At 61.0% G+C, this 20,883-nt stretch carries 22 protein-coding genes and 1 pseudogene; 17 read left to right on the top strand and 6 right to left on the bottom strand.

The window, feature by feature from the left end:
• Positions 1-94: 94 nt before the first annotated feature.
• Positions 95-511, top strand: a complete 417-nt coding sequence (locus tag DJ74_RS13330) for an SHOCT domain-containing protein (protein WP_141212710.1) — start codon at positions 95-97, stop codon at positions 509-511.
• A 93-nt stretch (positions 512-604) separates the two neighbouring features.
• Here the strand turns inward: DJ74_RS13330 and DJ74_RS18810 are convergent, their stop codons facing one another.
• Positions 605-967, bottom strand: a complete 363-nt coding sequence (locus DJ74_RS18810; RefSeq protein WP_141212709.1) for a hypothetical protein — start codon at positions 965-967, stop codon at positions 605-607.
• 326 nt (positions 968-1,293) lie between these two features.
• On the opposite strand from DJ74_RS18810, the gene DJ74_RS13325 reads away from it, so the two are divergent.
• From DJ74_RS13325 to DJ74_RS19685, 4 genes are all read left to right on the top strand, one after another.
• Complete coding sequence (locus tag DJ74_RS13325; RefSeq protein WP_094527548.1) at positions 1,294-1,491, top strand: hypothetical protein; 198 nt, start codon at positions 1,294-1,296, stop codon at positions 1,489-1,491.
• 32 nt (positions 1,492-1,523) lie between these two features.
• Entirely contained in the window at positions 1,524-1,703 is a 180-nt protein-coding gene (locus DJ74_RS13320) for a hypothetical protein (protein ID WP_094527547.1), read from the top strand.
• Positions 1,704-3,090: 1,387 nt separating this feature from the next.
• Positions 3,091-3,864, top strand: a complete 774-nt coding sequence (locus DJ74_RS13315) for a hypothetical protein (protein WP_094527546.1) — start codon at positions 3,091-3,093, stop codon at positions 3,862-3,864.
• A 723-nt stretch (positions 3,865-4,587) separates the two neighbouring features.
• Complete coding sequence (locus DJ74_RS19685) at positions 4,588-6,321, top strand: hypothetical protein (RefSeq protein ID WP_254922174.1); 1,734 nt, start codon at positions 4,588-4,590, stop codon at positions 6,319-6,321.
• Between the two features lie 338 nt (positions 6,322-6,659).
• On the opposite strand, the gene DJ74_RS13305 is transcribed toward DJ74_RS19685, so the two are convergent.
• Positions 6,660-7,232: a glycosyltransferase gene (locus DJ74_RS13305; protein ID WP_217900331.1), complete on the bottom strand. Its 573-nt coding sequence runs from the start codon at positions 7,230-7,232 to the stop codon at positions 6,660-6,662.
• Between the two features lie 132 nt (positions 7,233-7,364).
• Here DJ74_RS13305 and DJ74_RS13300 point away from each other — a divergent pair, with 132 nt between their 5' ends.
• From DJ74_RS13300 to DJ74_RS18805, 5 genes are all read left to right on the top strand, one after another.
• Positions 7,365-7,697 (top strand): winged helix-turn-helix domain-containing protein, encoded by a 333-nt coding sequence (locus tag DJ74_RS13300; RefSeq protein ID WP_254921564.1) that lies wholly within the window; start codon positions 7,365-7,367, stop codon positions 7,695-7,697.
• Position 7,698: 1 nt separating this feature from the next.
• Entirely contained in the window at positions 7,699-8,016 is a 318-nt protein-coding gene (locus DJ74_RS13295) for a hypothetical protein (protein WP_094527544.1), read from the top strand.
• 96 nt (positions 8,017-8,112) lie between these two features.
• On the top strand, positions 8,113-9,123 hold the full coding sequence (locus tag DJ74_RS13290) for a CPBP family intramembrane glutamic endopeptidase (protein ID WP_094527543.1): 1,011 nt from the start codon (positions 8,113-8,115) through the stop codon (positions 9,121-9,123).
• A gap of 996 nt (positions 9,124-10,119) precedes the next feature.
• Entirely contained in the window at positions 10,120-11,808 is a 1,689-nt protein-coding gene (locus tag DJ74_RS13285) for a serine hydrolase (RefSeq protein ID WP_254921961.1), read from the top strand.
• Positions 11,805-12,197, top strand: a complete 393-nt coding sequence (locus tag DJ74_RS18805; protein ID WP_094557152.1) for a hypothetical protein — start codon at positions 11,805-11,807, stop codon at positions 12,195-12,197. The genes DJ74_RS13285 and DJ74_RS18805 overlap by 4 nt, the downstream gene beginning before the upstream one ends.
• Positions 12,198-13,455: 1,258 nt before the next feature.
• Here the strand turns inward: DJ74_RS18805 and DJ74_RS13280 are convergent.
• The 3 genes from DJ74_RS13280 to DJ74_RS19675 all read right to left on the bottom strand — a co-directional run bounded on the left by DJ74_RS13280 (position 13,456) and on the right by DJ74_RS19675 (position 15,162).
• Positions 13,456-14,430, bottom strand: coding sequence for a DUF3179 domain-containing protein (locus DJ74_RS13280; protein WP_321166857.1), 975 nt, complete (start codon positions 14,428-14,430; stop codon positions 13,456-13,458).
• A complete protein-coding gene (locus tag DJ74_RS13275; protein ID WP_094524500.1) occupies positions 14,427-14,786 on the bottom strand; it encodes a helix-turn-helix domain-containing protein in 360 nt (119 codons plus the stop codon). Before DJ74_RS13275 ends, DJ74_RS13280 begins: the two co-directional genes overlap by 4 nt.
• Positions 14,787-14,919: 133 nt before the next feature.
• Complete coding sequence (locus DJ74_RS19675; RefSeq protein ID WP_254922173.1) at positions 14,920-15,162, bottom strand: hypothetical protein; 243 nt, start codon at positions 15,160-15,162, stop codon at positions 14,920-14,922.
• Between DJ74_RS19675 and DJ74_RS13270 the strand changes: the two are divergent.
• A pseudogene (locus tag DJ74_RS13270) lies at positions 15,086-15,406 on the top strand (cysteine hydrolase family protein); the annotation flags it as partial. The gene DJ74_RS19675 and the pseudogene DJ74_RS13270 overlap by 77 nt on opposite strands.
• Before the next feature lie 155 nt (positions 15,407-15,561).
• Entirely contained in the window at positions 15,562-17,100 is a 1,539-nt protein-coding gene (locus DJ74_RS13265; protein WP_094527542.1) for a histidine kinase, read from the top strand.
• Between the two features lie 123 nt (positions 17,101-17,223).
• Here the strand turns inward: DJ74_RS13265 and DJ74_RS19670 are convergent, their stop codons facing one another.
• Positions 17,224-17,490 (bottom strand): hypothetical protein, encoded by a 267-nt coding sequence (locus DJ74_RS19670; protein WP_094527541.1) that lies wholly within the window; start codon positions 17,488-17,490, stop codon positions 17,224-17,226.
• A gap of 178 nt (positions 17,491-17,668) precedes the next feature.
• Here DJ74_RS19670 and DJ74_RS13255 point away from each other — a divergent pair, with 178 nt between their 5' ends.
• From DJ74_RS13255 to DJ74_RS13235, 5 genes are all read left to right on the top strand, one after another.
• Positions 17,669-18,184, top strand: a complete 516-nt coding sequence (locus DJ74_RS13255) for a redoxin domain-containing protein (protein WP_094527540.1) — start codon at positions 17,669-17,671, stop codon at positions 18,182-18,184.
• A gap of 130 nt (positions 18,185-18,314) precedes the next feature.
• Positions 18,315-18,746, top strand: coding sequence for a hypothetical protein (locus DJ74_RS13250; protein WP_094527539.1), 432 nt, complete (start codon positions 18,315-18,317; stop codon positions 18,744-18,746).
• 63 nt (positions 18,747-18,809) lie between these two features.
• Positions 18,810-19,031: a hypothetical protein gene (locus tag DJ74_RS13245; protein WP_141212019.1), complete on the top strand. Its 222-nt coding sequence runs from the start codon at positions 18,810-18,812 to the stop codon at positions 19,029-19,031.
• 24 nt (positions 19,032-19,055) lie between these two features.
• Entirely contained in the window at positions 19,056-19,946 is an 891-nt protein-coding gene (locus DJ74_RS13240) for a sulfite exporter TauE/SafE family protein (protein WP_217900332.1), read from the top strand.
• 175 nt (positions 19,947-20,121) lie between these two features.
• On the top strand, positions 20,122-20,868 hold the full coding sequence (locus tag DJ74_RS13235; RefSeq protein WP_094527537.1) for an NAD(P)H-hydrate epimerase: 747 nt from the start codon (positions 20,122-20,124) through the stop codon (positions 20,866-20,868).
• Positions 20,869-20,883: the final 15 nt, after the last annotated feature.

Below are 20,883 nucleotides of genomic sequence, written 5' to 3'. Positions count from 1 at the left end.
GGGCATCAGCGTTTTCTACGCTGGTAGTATGCCTCTGGTCAAGAACATTTAGCCGTATGTATTTTGGCCGTGACCCATAATTGTCGACACGGTGATGCCCTCCATATTCGATCAACTGGACGATCATCCGGTCTCACTTGTGGCCGGATTTGTGACCGTCGCCGGAGTGTATGTACTCACTCCGGCAGTGTGGTACGTGGCACTGACCGCGGGGATGGTCGCGTCTGGCGTTCTTGAGTTCACGATTAAGGAGGTACCGCCCGATACCGACGAGTATGACCCGGAACAGTACCCGCTATGGGCAGCCGCGGATTCGGGAGACGTTCCGAGCGACAGTCACGACACCGGCTCTGCGGATGATGCGCTGTCAACACTACAAGAGCGATATACCAGCGGAGAGCTCAGCGATGCGGAATTTGAAGACACAGTCGAACGATTCCTCGAGTCCGACAGAGATGACGCGCCATCGCATCTGGAAGAGGATTCGGTCTTGGAAGAGTCGGAAAAGTAACAACTCTGGTGACGATATAGAGCCAGTCATCTGTCCTTTAAAACGAGACTAACTCTCAACTCTCACTAGCTCTCCGCCACACACGCCAGCCGATCAAAAATAGCCTTCAACGACGCTAACCACTCCGTTTCCAGTTTCGATCTTGGCACACTCATTCGGATCGCTGCCGAGAAGACAGTCTGCGCGGTCACCCACACCGTTATCCAGTCGGACGTCTACTCGGTAGACTGCGCGTTCGAGACGAGTCTGGATGCTGACGGTGTCTTGTGGACCGACAGAGACGGTCCGGGTGAACGCGGTTTCGCCGTTGTCGTCGGTGATTGTGATGTGAACATTGTGGGTACTATCGTCGTAATTCCTGAGGCCTAGACTCTCACCACTAACCCGACTTGTATCTGGGTTTCCTGAGTGGTCGGTTGTGCGATGCTCAGCGCGATAAGCCTGTTTTGCGGGCATGTATGGACGGTGGAAGTCCAGTCCGTAATAAGTTGAGTCACCGTTACGGAACGTGAAACACGGATTCTACTACTTCGCCGATCTGTGTCGACCCTGTCACTGACCCAGAAACATTGGACCCGGGTATATGCCACTTCAATACACTAGGGCAAACATTCGACTTGAGATAGAATCGTTCGGTAAGCAGTACTCGGGGGGCCTTTGGGGGGTTCGAGGGCTCTGTTGAAATCCTATTCTTCAGACATATTTTTGCGTGAGACAACCGGTTGATGAGAGCTGCGTATACACGCGGACTGATTAAGTGGAAGGCAGTTCAATCGTACTCTATGTCCGACACAAGCGGGGTAGCCCTGGTGGAAGAATGGCAAACAGGCGCGTTTCTTCTTGTCGGTAGCGTCGTTATCGGAGTCATTCTGGCCGGGATCGGTGGATCCGTCAGCGGACAGATCGCGGCGGTGGGTGGATTTATTCTCGGCCCAATAGTGGGATTTCTGGTATTGTCGTATCTTCTCTACGGGAAATAAACCTATACTGCTGAGCAAACCCGGGATTAGAAATGTCACTTAGAGAGGATTTCAACAGAGCCAAAGCGCTCGATATTGTGGGGCTCACCCTCGCGTACGATCTCACCTTCGAATCAATACAGGCCGCTGTGCCGGGATTCGAGAGTAGCTTCGTGAACTTCGGAACGGGTGGATCCAACGCGCAAACGTTCCGGTATGAGGGAGGCCCGTGACCGGCGTGGTTCTTCGCTCAGCGATTGGGTACGGTCGTCGTCGGGCTTGCTGTGACGCTGGTCGCGGCACTGCCGTTTAATTGGTTCCAAGCGACCGACGGGGTTGTGACAAAAGCACGTCAGCGTCTCCCCCTCGACGAGACTCCCCCTGAGACTGCGACACAGACAGCGTCCAATCCACAAACTCCAACAGACACGACTGATTCGGCTGTGTCCACTTCGGGCGTTGGTGATGATGTCACGATTCCTCCTGTTACCCGTCGTAATGCCGCCGGATTCCGACGCGTTCTCACAATGGAACTCCGACGCCTTCTCCGCGGGCAACCGCGCTGGTGGTACCTCGGTGCCGGTCTGTTGGTGCTTGTGCCAACTGGAATCGCCCTCACTGGTGGTGGCACCGAAGGGGCTGCCCGGGGGCTGCTCTCGCTGGTTGCGGTCTGGCCGCTCTTCGTCTGGTTACAAATCGGTTCACAGACCGCTCGCCATGGGATCCGCCCTCAAGTTCTCACATCTGACTACCCGGTTGGTCAACTCGTCGCCGAGTGGATTGCCGGCTGTTTAATCACCGCTGTCGTCGGAGCCGGAACGTTTGTAATCGCCGTGGCCACAGGAGGCCCCACCGCACTCATCGGAGTGACGGGGTCTTGTCATCTTCCCGCCGTCGCTCGCACTCGCTACCGGGTTATGGACTGGATCGCCTCGGCTGTTCGAAGCGTTGTATCTCGGAATTTGGTACGTCGGTCTGCTCAATGGCGGGTTCGTCGCTGACTTTGCCGGCGTCACCGCTCGGGGCACGTCGTTGGGAGTCCCAGTTGTCTTCGCCGCCGTCGGTGTTGGTCTTGTTGTTGTCGCCGCACAGACACGGCGGGTGTACACGAATCTAGGCTAGCTTCCTTCAAAAATTCGCCGCAAGTTATCTTGGGCTCCCCCCCTCTGATTACGAATGTTTTATTTTCTCTCACGCAACATCAGCAGCGCCCATAATCCCCAGGTCGTTGGCACAGAGAGCGCAAGCCCATTCAACGGCGAATACACCACCGTTCCAATAGCGAACGTCGCCACCAACCAAACCAGCAGCGCCAGCTCTTTCGATTGTATCTCCCCCAGCATCCCGGATAGATACTGATGCGTTTGATTCAAAATTGTACTGTCGCGTTTCAGCGCCGGAAACGCAGGTCCCTAGTCTACACGGCTAGTGTGGTGAGATCACATTCGCGGGTTTCGGCGTTTCTCACTGACTGCCGTTTCATTCTGACTCTCACGTGATCACAGAGAAACCGGCCACATATTAGCAGATCCACAGTTCGCCCGACTGATCCAGAAGCGTCGCGTTTCTCGTCCAGAGAACCAGCCATGGACTTATCTACTACGGAACGAACCGGCAGATATGGCCCTCCACCTCAGCCATGCGATCAGTGACGGACTTCGACGGACGCTCAGCAAAACCGGTGGGATACTGTTCATCGGATTGCTGATCGTTCAGATCGGTACTCAGGCAGCTGTTAATACGGCTGTCTCGTCGTACCTCCCAGCCGGTCTCACTACACAAGCAGGGTTGACTGCCGGGCTCGGACTTCCAGTCTCCGGGGCCGGCGCACTCGCCATTTTCGCCGCGCTCGTTATCCTCTCCGCGGCGTTCTTCGTCATAATCGCTCGCACGATGATCCAGCCACAAGACAAGATATCCACGATACCAGTCGACGCCACGCGGCGACTCGGCCGTACAACGCTCGCAATGCTGATCGGTGGGATCTTGGTCTCCGTTTCAGTATTCGTCGGAACCCTGTTTTTCATCCTCCCAGGACTGTTCCTAGCGACGTCTTTCCTGTTCATCGTGTTCACCATCGCCGTCGAGGACCGCGGTGTAATCGACGGGCTCAAGCGGAGCTGGGGACTCGCCAGCGGGTCCAGACTCAAACTCTTCGCCCTTGTCGTCCTGACGACGGTGTTCGGCGGTGTCATCGGGGGAATTGCACCCCTGCTTGACTACGGCGGCATCCCGGTCGCCAGCGAAGCGATCGTTGCCGTCGTCACTGCAGCCTTCTTAACCCCGTATTATGGCATTCTTGCGGCTTCGTACCTCCAGCTGCGAGACGAACAAAGGGGTGTGGACAGGAGGTCAACGGAACCAGCCGACGCCTCGGGAACCCCGGAGCTCTGACCGCCGGTTTCGCGAGGGGCTGTCTCTAGGGCTTTCTATTCCAGCGTTTCGATGGGTGTGCTGCTTCCCACGAGTTCGTGGACCGACGCCTGCGATCGGGTCGCAGCACAGTTTTGTTCTGAAAGCGGACAGCTCGTAGTCCATGACGACGATGACGATCCGGTCGTTGACCGTACATTTCTGCCGGAAGAGGTCCGCACGGTTGCCGCCGGCGATCCAGACAGGTGATCGCGAAAAGCCAACGTGATCGCTGTCGGCATGGACGCCGCGAGACACGATCGTCTCGTCTGGACGGACGATGACTTCCAACGCCCGTCGAGTGGCTTGCACGCCTCTATCTGGGGTTACCTCATCAACGGACCAACGACGGAGTTTCGAGTAGTCGCCCGAAAAGGTCCATTGGCCCTTCTGTTAGAGCGGCTCTGTTGAAATCCACAATCGGTGATATGCTCTTAGAGACGGGCAAAGTACAGAGCGCGAATCTGCCGCACGCTAATTCATACGAATACTACAATTATAAGAAAGCTTATCATAACGTATCACCTCTACTGTACGATTATGAATTCACGACGACGTGATAGTCACGCAAATAGCATGCGACGTGCTACCACGAGCAGACGGGCGTTACTCACAGCGAGCGGGGCCGTCGCAATCGGCGCGCTAAGTGGCTGTCTGAGTCAAGTCGCGTCGTCAATCACAAACACAGAGTCGTCGCCCGCGGCGGTGTTCGCAGGTGCGGATTGGAACGACGATGACACGGAAGTCACCTTCGAGATGGCACCGGAAGGCCCGCACGTGGCTCGGTTGACTCCAACGGTGGCCGGGCGAGTTGAGTTGGAAGGGTGGGTGACTTCGACCGCGCTCGCCGCGGCGAACTACAACAACTCTCGGAGTGACAAGTCAATTATCCGGGCTCCTGACGGGGATGGAGATGCCGATGCCGATGGCGTTGACGACGACGTTCGCGGTGAGGACTATAATACGCCCCGGAGTAATCGGAGTATCGCGGGACCCAGCGATATCATCGACGACGATATCGACGAAGACGACGAGACGTTCCGGCGCGTCTTCCGACTTGACGCACAGCTCCAAGAGGCGACGACTGCGGCTGCCACGGCGATTTCGAAGCGGAGTGCGCGGACGGGGCGGAATCCGGAAACGGAGAAAGAGATTACTGGGGTGTTGGGTGATATGGAAGCGGTGCTGGCCGAGATGCGGGCAGTGCTGGAGCGGTGTTCAGACGAGTCCTGTGTCGCGGCACTGGCGAACGTCGCAGATAGGGAGGCAGACGTTGTCCGAGCGCAGGAGTACGCTCAGGACGGCGAATGGGCGGCGTTCGGTCTTGACGGTGGTGGCGGGAACGACATCCTCGTCGGGGATTACTTGCTTCCACCAGTCGAGTTTGACTCATCCGGGTTGTTCGGTCCGGGAGAGCAGGCGGAGCTTTTCAGGTATCTTGAACAGAAGCCTGTTGTTGCGGAGCGGTTCGCTGTGTGTTTGCCCGATGCTGAGGTTCCGGGTGGAAACGGGAGTATCGAGGAAGCGGTGACGCCGGAGCGGCTCTTCGCCTACCTGACGGGTCGGTCTGATGGTGAGGGCCAACTCTACGCGTGGGGGTCAAATTCGGCTGGTTTGAGTGGTCCGGATGAGAGTGGTGATTGTGACGATGACGACTCCACTGTGTCCCCGGGTGCGGTATGCGGGGCAACGCCCCACTTCGTTGCGGAGATGACGGGGCCTGTGGCGACGGGCGGTGGACTCGTGGCTGAGCGCGCTGCTGACGGCCACGTTGTTGTGACGAACTCTCCACCGTCTGCTAAAGCTGGTACATCTGTTGTGGTGTGTCCGGTTGAGGGTGAGCCGTTCGAGCCGGAGGGGTTGGATGCGTGGGCAAAGAAAATGGATGACGTACCTGTGGAAATTACTCAGCAGGGTCGGTTGCTCAACCTGACAGTAGCGCAGGTAATGGTTCAGCCACCGGGTTGTCCGGAGCCGGTTCCAGCCCTCATGTACGTGGGTCGAGGGCTGAACGATGGGCAGCTCATCTACTCAGGTGGATGGATTATCGATGATGCTGCGTTGTACGAGAATTCGACGACGGTGTTGTCGATGGTGGGGGCAGCACAGGTGGTCCCGGTTGGACTCGACCGTCTCGGCGATCTCGACAGTGATGGGCTCGGTGATGGAGTGGCGCGAGCAGGGGTGAGTGAGCGGGCTCTGCGGGGCGCGCGGATTGAGTTGGGCGGAGTCGACAGAAGCGGCGACATCACTATCGAAGGGCTCGGTGGGAGGCTCCCGGGAATGACGTCCGGAGTCGATAGTGAAAAGGGGGAGACGTATCGGGTTGTGACGCACGTGGCGGTGGATGCGCCGGTGTTACACTTGGTGAACGCTTCGAGTGCGTCGGATGAGATAAAATTCAAGGCGGGGGCTGAGCTGTCGAAGAGCGTGAACTGACTGTCCGTGTTGTACCATACACTCTCGGTGGCGACCCGAGTTCTCGAACAGTATCGCTGTGCTGTATGTACTCTCTGTATACAGCACTCGAGTTCTACCAAACTCTGAGGATTTCGACAGAGGCCTCTTTCTACTACGAACGATACCACATAGGATTCCATTTTTTCAGAACAATCGTTGTAGCCGTTGCCACAGAAGAAGACACAGCCGATGAGAACGGCGACCAACACACCAAACGAAAGTTTCGCTACCGTTGGATCTTGCGTTGCGAAAATCTGGTTGAACCGGATATGTCGTTCAAGCGTCTGCCGGAGACTTCCACCCATTGGTACCCGGCGTCAGCGTTGAACTGACGTTACATCGGTGTGTTCCCCGAGGCGACCATCGTCGCTGATAGTCTGGCGGAGCTCCGAAAGGAACCTTTCCCCGTCAAGATCACTTCTGTCAAATATGACGGATCCACCCCAGGCGTGGTCGCCCATATACGTCCCGAGCGTTCCCCCAAGGGCATAAACAGGCTCTAACAGAACTGCAAGCGGATCTTGACCGACGAACGCCGGGAGCTCCGTTGTCGGGCCGTACTCGGCGTAGCTCTCGTGGAGGCGGTCAAGCCAGTCCGGGGGGTGGTAAAAGTCATCGCCCGTCCAGACAAGGCGGTCGTGGCTGGCGGCCTCCATCCCAGCGGCAATAGCATTTGCTTTCCCGGAACACCCAACGGGGTCGCCAGCAAGGACCAACCGAACGTTCTCGGGGAACGGCTCTCGGCCCGTAACCGGGTCGTCCTCGGTATCGTGGATGATGAGGAGTTCGTCTTCTGAATACAACTCTGCGGCGATATCGTCGCAGGCGGGGGTCCACGACACCGTTGGGAGGAGTATGCTCGTTGGCGTGTGCGTCTGTCCGTTCGACATCCGCACTCGAAACGTGAGCGCGGGTATGAATGGTAGTTTCCGATGGCTTCTCTGACTGAAGCCGGACAGAAAGCCCAGAACGGCACAAGCTATATTGACGAAACAAGAGATGGCATCCGTACAGTGTCCGGTGTGCGAGATCCCGAAGCGCTCGCGGATTTGCTTGGGGACGAGTGTACGCGCACGATTCTCGTCGAGACGAAGAAGGAACCGTGCTCGGCGGCGGAGCTCAGCGACTGCGCCGGGGTCTCGGAGCCGACGGTCTATCGCCGACTCGAACGACTCCGCGAGTACGATCTGGTTACCGAAGATATCCAGCCAGTCACCGACGGAAAAAACTACAAGCTCTACCGGACGGATCTTGACGGGATCGAACTCGATCTCAGCGAAGACGGCTTTGAGATTACGATTTCACGTCGGGAACGGATGGCAGACCGCTTCACGCAGTTCGTAGAGGGAAGCTAATATGCTCGATACACCGCTCCAATTGATTGATCTTGATACGCTACGAACCGTCCGTCAGCTGAGCGAGGTGATCCCGATGATCATCGGTTTGGGGATCGGTTACCTCGCTTACACGGCATACCGGCAGAATCAGAGCCGTCCGATGTTGTACATCGCGATCGGGTTCATACTAGTATTGTTCGTTCAGGCTCCGCTGGCCCTCATCTTCATTTACGTCTTGGAGCTTCCCACCCCGGTCCTCAATAGCCTCCTCCAAATCCCCGAGTTCACCGGTCTGGGACTGATCCTCTACGGGCTGTGGATGCCACGCCGAGACTAATGTCACGCCCGAGCCCATATACGACGGTAGGTTGACTTCAACCAGTGAAGCCAGGGAAATCAGCCTTTTTCCATGCGTCCATGCGTTCAGGTGTCGATGACCGAAGCAGACACCGACACCAACTTCGAACGAACCGCGTCGCGGTCGGGCGATGACGACCGGCGAACTAATTACGGTGGCATCACCGGACGCGTCGTCTCCGTGCTGTGGAATCGAACCGAGAATCGCCCCCGTGCACTCTGGCGGATCCTCGGAGTGGAAGTCGCCGCGCTCGTGGGGATTTTCGTGCTCCCGGGGCTGGCGCTCGCGGGCACCGAACTCCCGCCGTCGATGACCGGAGCCGCCTCAAACCTCATCGCTGCCCTCTCTGGACTCCTCGTGGCGGTTGGCGTCGCGAGGTACGTCGACCGGCGACCGTTGACCGACTACGGACTCGCGTTTGACCCGTCGTGGCTGAAGGACTTCGGCGCTGGCAGCGTCATCGCCCTGGCGGGGATGGCGGTAGCACTCCCCGTGAGTCTGCTTGCCGGGTGGGCGACCGTCTCCGAGGTGTTCTCGGGTGGCGCTGGCGCGAACGTGTTGCCGTTCGCCGCCGCATTCGGAGTGTGGACCATCCAGTGGATGTTTGTGGCCTTCTGGGAAGAGCTGGTCTATCGGGGCCTCATTCTGACGAGCGCCGTCGAAGGACTCCGGAGTCGGTGGCTGTCCGACCGTGGCGCGGTCGTGGCAGGAGTGGTGGCGTCCTCGCTGATATTCAGTCTCGGGCACTTCCCGGATACGCTGGGAAAGTTCGGATTTCGGGCGGCGTTAGGGCTCCTCCTCGGGGGCGCGTACGTGTGGACCGACTCGCTGGCGCTGCCGATCGGCCTCCATTTCCTGATCAACTTTGCGATAAACAACATCTACGGGCTAGCAAACTTCGGTGAGGCTGCGGGGGTTCTGCCGATGCTGATCCGGCCGACGTTCACCGGCCCGACACAGTTCGTCGGGGTGTACGGGGCAGTCAACGGCGCAGCCGTGCTCTGTGTCGCTGCGCTCACCGTCGGATACGTTGTCCTCCGGAACGGCGATCTTAGGTCGCGGCTGTCGTCAGCGTACATGCAGTGAGAGTGACCTGAGTACCTACGACGCATGACGCGGACATCGACGTGGAACGGTGACGCCGAGCGGCGGATTCACCGCCCACCCGAAAGGGTTCGACGCCGAGTTCATGGACAAGCCCCACCCTCAAAACGCCGAAGGCGTTTATCATGGGGTAGTTGACTAGTAAATGTGGATATCAAAATCAGGTTGATCGTTCGGAAGCGGATTGATATTCGCTGATAGCGCTTCCGATCAAAGTGAGGATAACAAAGAGGCCGGTCACGACAAGCAAGCCTCCCCACCCCGGTTTAGACAGCTGGTAGAGAAGCCAACCCATAATCACGTTCGCACTAGCTAATCCGAACGGATAGATCGCTCGTAATGGGTCCATCTTCTTGATCAGAGGCGTAATGAGATCGTGATGAGACTCCTCAAATTGGGATATATTCAATCCAGAGAGCGTATTCCAAGCAATTTGATGGGGACCCCGCGTCTTGAGACGCTTCCCTTCTGTGGTGTTTCCAACTGGATTAGAGGGACCGTCTGATCGAGATACGTCCCGTAGGTCCGGTTCGCATGCGCGGTGCACGTATCGGCGCCACCGATCGACTGGCATACTCGCATACGCGTATCCTGTTTTCCGCGCCACATATACACTGAGTACGTGTTACAGGCCGAGAAACCGGAAGATGCGGTCGTGGTCGCGATTTGCTCTTATCCGTACGGTTACTACTCCCAGCGAGAATTGTCACCCCACTCGTCGAGCGATCACCGAGACGGGCGGGGTGAATCGCCTCGGGGTCAAGCCCCGAGGCTTCCCGTTTCTACGACATAAAACGCGCCGGGGCGGGACTGAGAGCCTTGTCGACGGCGATTTGACCGTCCCGCTCGCGCGCTGGCTCCCGGAACCGAGGCGGTCAGCGGGTTGGCTGACGCGTCTGTATATCGGTGAACCGCTGTTTCAGGCTCTAAAACACTGGTGTTATTTATTTGTCTTTACCGCTGGGACTTCCGTTTGAGATGATCAACACCAGCAGACGAACCTTCCTAACGGGTGTCGGCGGACTGGCGCTGACGGGCGTCGGATCGACTGCTGACCGCGCGAAAGCCAGTTCACGCACGGTGGAGGCAGGTACGGTTCCTGAGACGGTGTCCCCCGAGATGAGCGATCTTGAGTCGGTTGTCGAAGAGACGCTGGCGTCGCAGCTCGGCGACGCTGCTCCCGGGGCGACAGTTGCGATTGTCAACGGCGACGATATCGCACTCGCAAAAGGATACGGCCACGCCGATGTCGAAACGGGGAGGCGTATGGATAAAAAAGAGACAGCCACCCGTATCGGATCGGTCTCGAAACTCGTGACGTGGACGGCAGTAATGCAGGGCGTACAGGATGGCGTCCTCGATTTGGATGCCGATGTTAACAGGTATCTTGAGGACTCCGCTGTCACTATCCCGGACACGTATTCCGACCCGGTGACGCTCCGTCATCTCGGAACCCACACTGCCGGGTTCAGCGTCGTTCCAAATCCTGGACTCGTTACGAACTCGAACGCACTCACCAGTCTGGAAACGGCGCTTGTCGAGGACCAACCGGACCGGATCCGCCCGCCAAGCGAAGCTGTCGCGTACTCCAACTGGGGCGCGACGCTGGCCGGTCACATCGTCGCTGAAGCATATGATACGACCTTCGAGGAGTACGTCCAATCAAACATCTGTGGTCCACTCGAGATGAACCACAGCACGTTTACACAGCCGGTTCCCGCTGACCACCCCGGCGACCTGGCTGCCCCACACGATTCGAGTGGCGACGAAATTACTCGGGCGGATCCGTTGTACATCAACTGGGGGCCGGCCGGGTCGATGAGTGCGACGGCACTCGATATGGCAGCGTTCATGCAAGCGCATCTCGGGTACGGGACCGACGCGATACTGAACAGCGAGACGATGGCAACGATGCACAGCCGACAATACGGACGTCACCCGGCGGTCAACGGACTGCGATACGGGTTCTTCGAGTACGGCCCTCCCAGTGGATCGTACATCGGTCATTCGGGCGGGACCGTCTACTACACTGCTTGGCTGGGGCTGCTCCCAGACCACGACGTCGGAGTGTTCATCGGGTTCAACGGTCTCGGAGACCCAGTCACTCCCGCCGCCGAGATCCTGACCGAATACGGCTTGTTCCCTGAAACCCCAACACCTGATCCAACCACGGCGCGAACGAGCCGCGAGCGCGCTGAGGCGGTAGCGGGTGAATACAAGTCTACGGCTACCGCTTTTGAAGACGACTGGCGTCAAGTGATTGGGCTGTTAAGCCGACTATCTGTCGACGCAACTGATGATGGTGGTCTCGTCACACAGACCATGGGAGGCGACGCCGTCGAGTGGGTCGAAACCGAGCCGTACGTCTATCGCGAACGTAATGGGGACGATGTCCTAGCGGTCGATGTTGCGGACGGGCGTGTCACGCAACTGCACCTTAACAGTCAACCGTCGACTACCTTCCTCCCGGTCACGATGCCTGACCAGCGCAAGGTCACGCTCGGAGCTGTCGGAGCCGCAGCCGGGGGATCCGCTCTTTCTCTCGTCGGGTGGGCGGGAATCAGCGGCTGGCGGCGTCTCAGTCGCTTCCGATCTGGTAGCGACGGCGGATCCACACCCGATGACGAGACGGCTCAACCAGACCGCAATAAGGAGGGATCGCAGTGACAACTCCACAGTCGCCGTCCAACTCCGGCGAGGCAACAAAAGAAGGACGCAGGGGCATCGCCCTCGGACAGCGGGTGCGGAACCCCGCGTGGCTTGGCCGGGCCTCAGCCGTCGGGTTCTGTGTCACAGTGCTTGTGTTCGCCGGGAGCTTCGTGTTCACACTCATGAACCTCGATCAGTTCGCACTCCTCATCGTACCGGCTTGGCTGCAAGCAGTGCTCGCACTCCCGTACGTCGTTGCGGTGTTCGCACTCGGGACTGTCGCCGGAGCGGTCTCAGGCTGGCGGCACTCACACTGGTCGCTAGCTGCGAGAATCCACCAAACAGTGCTCGCGGGGCTAGCGATTCTATTCGTCTGGCAACTAACCGTCCTCGGATTCTTACCGTGAGTGCCACAGTGCGTATACGCACCGACGCAGTCGACAATCCACTGGAATTACGGAGAATCAAGGAGAAAGCCTCGCGCTTCAGCGCGGGGATGAATCCGACAATTCTCTACAGCAACCACAAACTTCTGGTCGGGTGTTTTAACTGAGTGATTGTCGTACCAATAGTTATCCGAGGCGGTCTATCCGCCCACTTAATCGGACAATATCGGGATTCCCGACCACACACAGAAAGCACCCTTTCTGTTGGAGTGTTCGGGTACAGTAAGAAGTACCTCTGAATCCCATGCCGGGATAGGAGTAACGGCTGATTGGCACAGCCAGTAGCCGTCACCGGGACAGCTACAAACCGTAAACACCCCAAACCAGTGGTGCGGGGCCGTGGGAATCTTCGCCCTTCAGGGCGGAGAGGATGTCAAAGAAGTACGAGGCGGAAGCCCACGACTTTCGTCGTGGGAGAAAGTCGACATCCAAACGTCATGATAGATGAAATTCTAGAGTTTGCTATTGACATACTACTAGAGTTCATTCCAAACGCTGTCTGGAAGTTCTTACTCTTTCTAGCTGGGACCGCGACGGCGGCAGTCGGCTGGTCAATGATCAACAATTCAACGCAGGCGGGCGGTGCGCTGATCGTTGTCGGGGTGCTAATAGCAATCGGTTCGTTAGTTTCGCTATACCGCCAATGAGACCGTGCGCGAATCGAGGAACAGACTGTGCCGCTAATATTCGAGTCCGGATTCAACTGCTGTGTTGAAATTCTCAATCAGTGAAATGTTCTTTGAGGCGTGCTGAATACGTAGCGCGAGTCGAGCAGCGCGTTCTCTCCCAGTTCCTCCGGTGAGATCTCGTGGCACGGGAAAAGACCTTCCGCCGGAATCAACGCCTGTGGAGACTGCGCTCCCTGTGGATACGTCTGTATCTGCAGAGCGCGTCGTGGAAACAGGAAGCCCTACCCTCAAGGAACGAACGGCGTCAGCCGTGAGCGAGTAGGGGAGGGTAGTTCACAACCTCAGCGCATGCTGGACACTCAGCAAAAACACCGATATTCCCGTCTGCTCGTTCGTATTCAATACGTTTCCATGCCTGTGAGATCTCACGATTACAGGTAGGACAATGACCAAGCGAGGACGGATTATTGATCATAACGGAGAGGAGGAGAGCATGTGCCTCTGATTCCTCCAGCAGAAAATGATATTAAATATGGCGTATGAATGTGACGTCTGCGACAGTCCGACGATTACAACGCACCGTGATACGTTCACAAAAAGTGGAACGAACGAGGCCCGTGGCCGTCCTGCCACGCAAACGCGTAGAGACGGCGGCTTTCGACACGCCGGAGCCTGCGGCCGTCACTGCTTTCGCCCGTTGTGAGTGTCCACGTCGCGCCATCACCTCTGACCGAGTCGTCCTCAATTCGAAGTTCGAATGCCGGCTGCTCGAAGGCGTGGAGGCCGTCGTCGGTCGCAAGGACAACAACATCAGTTTCACCCACCGTTGCCGCCACGACGCCGCCGGCCGCCTCGACGACGGGCAGCGGGAAGCCTAAAGCGCCGCCGTCGGCCGGCGTCACGCCGAGGACGATCGTTTTCGGATCGAGGTCGTCCCGGTTCCACTCGCGCTCCGGGCCCTCGCCCCGCATCCCGCGGAGGCCGAACGCCTCGCGCTCTTCGTACGCCTCGTATCCGGAGGGGTCGTAGCCGCTCGCCGCGGCCGACCCCTCGGACTCCGGTTGGAGCACGGTCCCGTCCGGATACGCCTCGCGGAAGGCCGCGTAGGTGGTCATCGGCCCGGGTCGAACGCGGAGCACTTCGCCGGCGAGTTCGCCCGCGATACACTCACCGGTAGACTGCTTCCACTCCGAGTCGGTCTCGCGGTCGTACAACACGAGGTCGTCGTCGGCCAACTTCCCCGAGACGCCGAAGGTGAGCCCCCGGCCGCCGACGGTTACCTCGTACACGACCGCGCTGCCGCAGATCGGACACCACGTGATCGCGATCGGGTCCTCGCCGCCGTCGGCAGTCGGGACTACGTCGTTGACGACCTCGTGGTAGTTGAGGATCCGGATCGGGTAGGCGCGCGCTGGGGATGCCTCGTCGCCGGGCTCTACAATCAGTACCTCGTCGTCGGGGTCGCCGAAGTAGTCGTCACCGAAGGTCGGGTCGTCGATGCTCGGGATCGCGTCCTTCGGGAGGACTGAAATCACGTTCATCGCCGACTCGCTCGAGTCGTTCACTGGTCCTCCGGAGCGGTGAGGTGTTCTCGCCCCCAGTCACGCATGGCGATGATCACGGGTTCGAGCGACCGCCCGCGGTCGGTCAGCGAGTACTCCACGCGGAACGGCTTCTCGCTGATGACGGTCCGGTCGATGAACCCGTGTTCTTCGAGGTCTTCGAGGACGTCCGACTGGACCTTCCCTGAGATCCCGTCGACCTCCTCTTTGAGTGCATTGAATCCCAGCGGCCCGTTCTCCAAGAGTCGGTGAATAACGACCGGATGCCACTTCTTACCGATCAGCGTCGCAGTCGTCGTGATCGGACACCAGTCGCTGCCCGCACACCACACCTCTAACGGCTCGATATCGGTACTCATACCGGATCCACGATCGCCACGAAAATAAAGGTACGTTTAGTAAGTAGGTGAGAAAATGATACCTGTCACGCCGACCGGTAACCCGGTTACCCGTCCGTTCGCGCGAACTTTTCAATTACCCATTCATATTAGGTTACTGTAGGTAACTATGAGCGAACTCGAAATGGACGCCGACAGCACGGCCGTCCTGATCACCGACCCGCAGATCGACTTCCTGAAGCCCGAGAGCGTGGTGTGGGACAAGGTCGGCGAGACCGTCGAGGAGAACGCCGTCGTCGACAAGCTCCGCCGACTTCGTTCCCGAGCTCGAACCGGACGACAACACGTTCGTCCTCACGCCGCACGAGCAGCTCTCCGGGTTCTGGAGCAACGACACGCAGATCCAGCTCCGTCAGCGCGGTATCGACACGATCGTGCTCGTGGGGATGAGTGCGAATCTCTGCGTAGAGTCGCACCTGCGGGACGTCGTCGAGAACGGCTTCGAGGTGCCGACCGTGACCGACGCCACGGCGGCCGCCGGCGAACAGGCGCTTCAGGCGGCGCTCACGAACGACGGGTTCATCGCCCACGAGACCGCCGAGACCGACGACGTCGTCGAGCGGTTGGCGGCGGCAGAGTAGGACCGGCGTCGTAGGGGAACCCGGCTACGCGGCGTCTTTCCACGTATGAATCGTCTGTGGTCGACAGACGGCTGATCGATGCGACTCCTCACGAGGTAGCGCGGTCGAGCCACACAACCGGTACACTTCTTTACAGGCGGTCAATAATCGAACGTATGGACCGACCGTCTCCGAGCGACAGTCTCGCGTTTAAATCCGAGGGCGTCGCGATAGCGGTCGTCGCGTTCGCGCTGACGCGGGGGACGGTCGCCGACCTGTTGGTGACGGAGAGGAGATTCGCGACGGAGGTGAGCGCGGTACTGGTGTTAGCGGTCGGATTCGGCGTCGTCCTGTACGGGATCAACCTCGCGGTCAGCGCCCGGGACCGGACGTACACCCGGACCGTCCTCGGCTGGTTCCTCGGCGGCGCCGCGGCGGTCGGACTCGTGCTCGGACCGTTGCTGATCGCGGCGTCACCGGGGGACGCCACTGCGACAGCTGCCGCCGTCGGGATCGTCGGCGGCGGCGCGGGATTGCTCGTCGGGATCCGCGGCGCGGAGGCGGACCGACGGCAGGCCACCGTAGACCGGCAAATCGAACAGGCGCGGCTCCTCAATCGGATCCTCAGACACGAGGTTCGGAACTCCGTCACGATCCTCCGGGGCCACTCGGAGATTCTGTTCGAGGAGCGCGAAGAGACCGCCGACCGGAGCAAGACGGCGATCACCGACGCGATCACGCGGATCGAACGGGCAGTAGACGAGACGCGGTTCCTCACCGTCGGCACAGTCGACGGCGGCAGCGCGCTGGGGCCGGTCCGGCTCGACGAGGCGATCCGGAGACACGCTGAGCGCACGGGTCGCGACGAGTCGGCGGTGTCGGTCCCGTCGGTGACGATCAGAGCGGACCGATACGTTGACCGCCTGCTCGACGAACTCGCGGCGCTCCCCGACTGGGCGGACTCGGGCGCCGATCCCTTCGCGATCGACGTCGGGGACCGGTACGTCGAGTTGTCCGTCACGGCCCCCAGAGCGTGGCTCAGCGCTCGGGAACGGGAAGTGCTCGTCGAGGGAATCCCCGAACAGGAGCGGAACGACGTGGACTACGGCGTCCCGGTCGTCCGGCTCCTCGTCGCGAGATACGGCGGGGATATCGGCGTCGACGACACCGGCGAGGCGGCTACCCTCCGGGTGCGGCTCCCGCGAACCGACCGAACCGGCACGGCGGGCGACACGCCGGGACTCGCGAGCGGGACGCTGTGGCGGACGCTCGGCATCGGGCTGGCGGCCGGTGTCGCGATGGGCGCGTTCTTTCAGGCGACGACCGGAACACTGCCGGTGATCGGCGCGCTGTACGGAGCGTCCGTCTCGTCGGTGGGGTGGGTCGCGCACCTGTTCCACAGCGCCGTGTTCGCGACCGTGTTCACCGTTGTCCGCTCCGAGATACCCGGCAGGCTGCTCGGTGAGTCCGTCGGGGCCAGCGTCGCCGCGGGGGTCGCGTACGGGCTCTTCCTGTGGTTCGTCTTGGCGGGAGTGGTCATGAGCCTCTGGTTGAACGCCGTGGGAGTCGCGACGCCGCTCCCGAATCTCGGCCAGGCCTCGTTCGTCGGTCACCTCCTCTGGGGCGGACTCGTCGGTGCGCTCTCGACGACGCTTCCGCCGCTTCCAGACCGGCAGACGATCCGGGACCGAGTGTTGGCAGCCATCGGTCGATGACGGGTTGATCACCACTCGACGGTCGAGCGCTTTCTCGGTTCGGACGAACCGTCCGTGCGCTCTCGACGCACGATCTGAACGCTGTTTACATCCGTTGACCCTGATTTATTGTATGACACTGATTCACAGACAAACCCTGCTCGGCGCCCTCGGGGTCGGGATATCGTCGGTCTCGCGGTGTCTCGGATCCTCCGACGCCGGCGCCGAATCTGGGTCGATTGACGACGGCTCTGACGGATCGAGCGGTTCGGCTGCCGAGGGGCCGCCGACGGTCGAGCGGTCGCTCCCGGCGGCGGCGAAGTCGAATCCCGCGACGCCATTGGCGGCGCCTGCGACCGCGACGACGACGGCGATCGTCGCCGTCAGTTCGATCGAGAGCGCGAGCGTCATACCGCTGCGAAGCGGCGAATGGTCGTAGACGGCTGCTACGTGTGCGGGGCGGAAGCACTGTCTGGCGGGCGGCTCGAGCCCATCGACTTGATCGGACAACCTGACCCGGACCACGGCGTGTGCGATCACACCACACTATCGGCCGGGGCTCATGCCATCCCGACGCCGACTGACACGTATGCTCCGAACCGGACAGACGGCGCCGACGTTCGAACTTCCGGGTGCGGGCGGCGGACGGATCGACACCCATAGCCTGGCCGAATACACCGACAACGGGTGGGCGGTCGTATTGGTGTTTTATCCGTTCGACTTCCATCCGGTCTGTACGACACAGATGTGTACGCTGCGGGACAGTGAGGCGCTGTCGCTGCTGGAGAACACCGTCGTCCTCGGTATCTCGACCGACAGCGTCTACAGCCACCGCGCGTTCGCGGAGAAACACCGGATCGATTTCCCGCTGATCTCGAACAGCGACGGCCGTGTCGCCGAGGCGTACGGCGTGCGCGCCGACGAGATAGACGACCACCGCGGGGTCGCGCGCTCGGCGGTCTTCGTGGTCGATCCCGACCGCACCGTCCAGTACGCGTGGCGAAGTGGGGAGACGGACGACGAGCCGGACCTCACGGCCGTCGAACACGCCGCGCAGTGTCACGGCGACGAGTGCGAACTGCCGGACGGGAAGTCGTATCTGTGAGCACTACCGACGACGACGATTACCGGCCGGTAACCCGGTTACCGATCCGTTCGCGCGCTTTTATTGGGTAGTCTCGTGTCTAGGTTACTAGAGGTAACCTGCGTCGGTTCGCCGGCGCGTGTCACACATCATGGTAAGCGTATTCACCGGACTGATCGCTGGACTGATCGCGACCGTCGTCATGACGATGTTCATGATGACGATGGGAGACGACTCGCCGCCGCCGACCGCCGCCCTCTGGGCGAAGTACGTCGGCGACGAGGGGCCCGAGTCGTACATGAAACAGGGCATGCTGCTCCACATGCTGTACGGGGTCGGCGCGGGGGCCGCCTTCGCGGTGGGCGCGACCGCCCTCGTGCTGGATGTCGGCGCGGGAGTCCTCGTCGGGAGCGTACTCTGGGGGCTCGCTTTCGGACTCGTCCTGATGGTCGGCGGGATGATGTTCTGGATGCGGATCGTCCTCGCGATGGAACCCGACCCGAAGACGATGGCTTCGTTCGGCTTCTTCCACGTCGTCTACGGGGTCGTGTTGGGTGCGGGAATCGCGCTGCTCCGGGTGTAAGGCGTGCGCACGAACACGAACGCGGACGGTCGTCGCCCGGGATGTCTGCGCGACGACCGCCCGGTGCGCAGGTGTACCGCGGCGGCCGGCTCGGCGGTCGGTCGCGGGATAGAAGCGGCCGTTCGACGCGCCGCGTTCTGGACGGCGATCGCGTTCCCGGCGGTCTACGTCTTCGGAGCGGTCGATCCCGTCGCGGCGGCACTGCCGGTCGGCTGGCTCCCGCTCGCGATCGCGACGCACCTGCTGTTGCTGTGGGTCGGCCACGGCGCGCACCACTCAGCGTGATCGATGGCGGACGCACTCGCACTGATGACCGGGATCGACCCGCTGCCGCTGCTCTCAGTAGTGTCGGTCGATCGAGTCCTCGATCACTGGTGGGTGTTCCCCGCGTCGGTGCTGTTCTCGATGGTCGCCATCGCGGCCGGCGTCTCGGGCGCGCTCTTTTTCAGCCCGTTCTTCCTGTTGGCCGTCGGGCTCGGTCCCGCGCAGGCGGTCGGCGCGGGCCTGATGACTGAAGTGTTCGGGATGGGGAACGGTCTCCGGTCGTACGTCAAGCAGGGCGTCGTCGACTACGCGACCGCGAAGTGGCTGTTGGTCGGCGCGCTGCCGGCGATCGTGATCGGCTCGTTCGCGGCACATTACGTCCCCGACACGCTGTTGCGCGGCGGGTTCGGCGTCGGGCTGTTCGTGCTCGGCGGGTTCCTGTTGTACTCCGACTCCCCGGAAGAGACCGAACCCGGCGAGCGCGAGGGCGAGTTCCTCGAAAAGAAGAACGCGGAGTGCGGTACCACCGTCGTCACCGCCAGCGGCGGCGAGCGGTTCGTCTACCCGACCTGCTGGCGCCCGCCGGGCGTCGCGCTCGCGGCGCTCGGCGGAGCGATCACGGGATTGATCAGTGCCGGCCTCCCCGAGATCGTGACGACCCAGCTCGTGGCGCGGTGTCGGATGCCGCCGCGGGTCGCCGTCGCCACGTCGGTGTTCGTGCTCGCGATCGCCGCGGTCGCCGGGGCCGCCGTCCACGCGCTGGCCGCGACGCCCGTCTGGTACGTGGTGGTCTGGTCGATCCCAGGGGTGCTTGTCGGCGGGACGATAGGTGCCCGCGCCGGAAAGTACGTCCCGAGCGGGCTCATGGAGCGCGGGCTCGGGATCGTCTTCGGGGTCGTCGGCGGGGTCGTCCTCGTGACCACATTCGGGGTCTGAGACCGTGGCCGGGTCGGCCTCCCGGAATCCCTCTCCGGCGCAATACACGGCCGCTGGAGGCCCCGGATCGCGGGTGACACGTCATCGCGTGACGAGTCGGCGTTCAGGACACACACTCCCGGGTGGGCCTCGCGGACGACCACCGTTTTTTAATCCCCGTTTCGAACGGCTACGCATGGACACGGCTACGTTCGTCGATCCGGACGGTCGCCCCGTGACGGCGGTCACAGCCGCAGAGATGCGGGCGGTCGACCGCGTTGCAGTCGAAGAGGTCGGTCTCGATCTACCCCGGATGATGGAACACGCCGGTCGAGGGCTCGCTGAGGCCGTTCTTGAGGTCCGATCGAGCAACCGGAGCGAACTCCCCGTCACGGTGCTCGCCGGCAACGGCGGGAACGGCGGCGGCGGGCTGGCGTGTGCTCGGCATCTTGCGAATCGGAACCTCTCCGTCCGAGTCGTTCTCGACCGAGCCCGGGCCGAAGTCGACGGCGTCACCGCGGAACAGCTCTCGATACTGGAAGCGATGGACGTGCCGGTCGAATGGGCCGACGGCGACTCCGGCCCCGACATCGACGCGGCGCTCGAGGGTGTCGTCATCGACGCGCTGATCGGCTACGGACTGACGGGCCAGCCCCGCGGCGCCACGGCAGAACTGATCGAGGCCGTTGGCAGCGCGTCGGAAGCGACCGTGTCGCTCGACGTCCCCTCCGGCACGAACGCGACGACGGGAGAGCGGCCGGGCGTCGCGGTCGAACCGGATCTCACGGCCACGCTCGCTCTGCCGAAGACGGGGGTCGCGGCGGTCGACGGCGACCTCCTGCTCGTCGATCTCTCGATTCCCTCGACCGCGTACGATCGCCTCGGGATCGGGTACACGAATCCGTTCGGAGAGGCGTTTTCCGTGCCGCTATCGAGGACGTGACGCCCGACACGCGGT

Source organism: Halorubrum sp. Ea8, assembly GCF_002252925.1.
GTDB lineage: Archaea > Halobacteriota > Halobacteria > Halobacteriales > Haloferacaceae > Halorubrum.
The sequence above is the reverse complement of the archived record's forward strand: the minus strand, read 5'-3'. Positions and strand labels throughout refer to the sequence as shown.

Coding starts and splice junctions, on each gene's coding strand:
- DJ74_RS13275 (WP_094524500.1), bottom strand. CDS start 14,786: ATGAGTACCGATATCGAGCCGTTAGAGGTGTGGTGTGCGGGCAGCGAC.
- DJ74_RS13240 (WP_217900332.1), top strand. CDS start 19,056: ATGACCGGGATCGACCCGCTGCCGCTGCTCTCAGTAGTGTCGGTCGAT.
- DJ74_RS13325 (WP_094527548.1), top strand. CDS start 1,294: ATGTCCGACACAAGCGGGGTAGCCCTGGTGGAAGAATGGCAAACAGGC.
- DJ74_RS13305 (WP_217900331.1), bottom strand. CDS start 7,232: ATGTCGAACGGACAGACGCACACGCCAACGAGCATACTCCTCCCAACG.
- DJ74_RS13290 (WP_094527543.1), top strand. CDS start 8,113: ATGACCGAAGCAGACACCGACACCAACTTCGAACGAACCGCGTCGCGG.
- DJ74_RS13285 (WP_254921961.1), top strand. CDS start 10,120: ATGATCAACACCAGCAGACGAACCTTCCTAACGGGTGTCGGCGGACTG.
- DJ74_RS13255 (WP_094527540.1), top strand. CDS start 17,669: ATGCTCCGAACCGGACAGACGGCGCCGACGTTCGAACTTCCGGGTGCG.
- DJ74_RS13250 (WP_094527539.1), top strand. CDS start 18,315: ATGGTAAGCGTATTCACCGGACTGATCGCTGGACTGATCGCGACCGTC.
- DJ74_RS13330 (WP_141212710.1), top strand. CDS start 95: ATGCCCTCCATATTCGATCAACTGGACGATCATCCGGTCTCACTTGTG.
- DJ74_RS13295 (WP_094527544.1), top strand. CDS start 7,699: ATGCTCGATACACCGCTCCAATTGATTGATCTTGATACGCTACGAACC.
- DJ74_RS19670 (WP_094527541.1), bottom strand. CDS start 17,490: ATGACGCTCGCGCTCTCGATCGAACTGACGGCGACGATCGCCGTCGTC.
- DJ74_RS13265 (WP_094527542.1), top strand. CDS start 15,562: ATGGACCGACCGTCTCCGAGCGACAGTCTCGCGTTTAAATCCGAGGGC.
- DJ74_RS13320 (WP_094527547.1), top strand. CDS start 1,524: ATGTCACTTAGAGAGGATTTCAACAGAGCCAAAGCGCTCGATATTGTG.
- DJ74_RS13315 (WP_094527546.1), top strand. CDS start 3,091: ATGGCCCTCCACCTCAGCCATGCGATCAGTGACGGACTTCGACGGACG.
- DJ74_RS13235 (WP_094527537.1), top strand. CDS start 20,122: ATGGACACGGCTACGTTCGTCGATCCGGACGGTCGCCCCGTGACGGCG.
- DJ74_RS18810 (WP_141212709.1), bottom strand. CDS start 967: ATGCCCGCAAAACAGGCTTATCGCGCTGAGCATCGCACAACCGACCAC.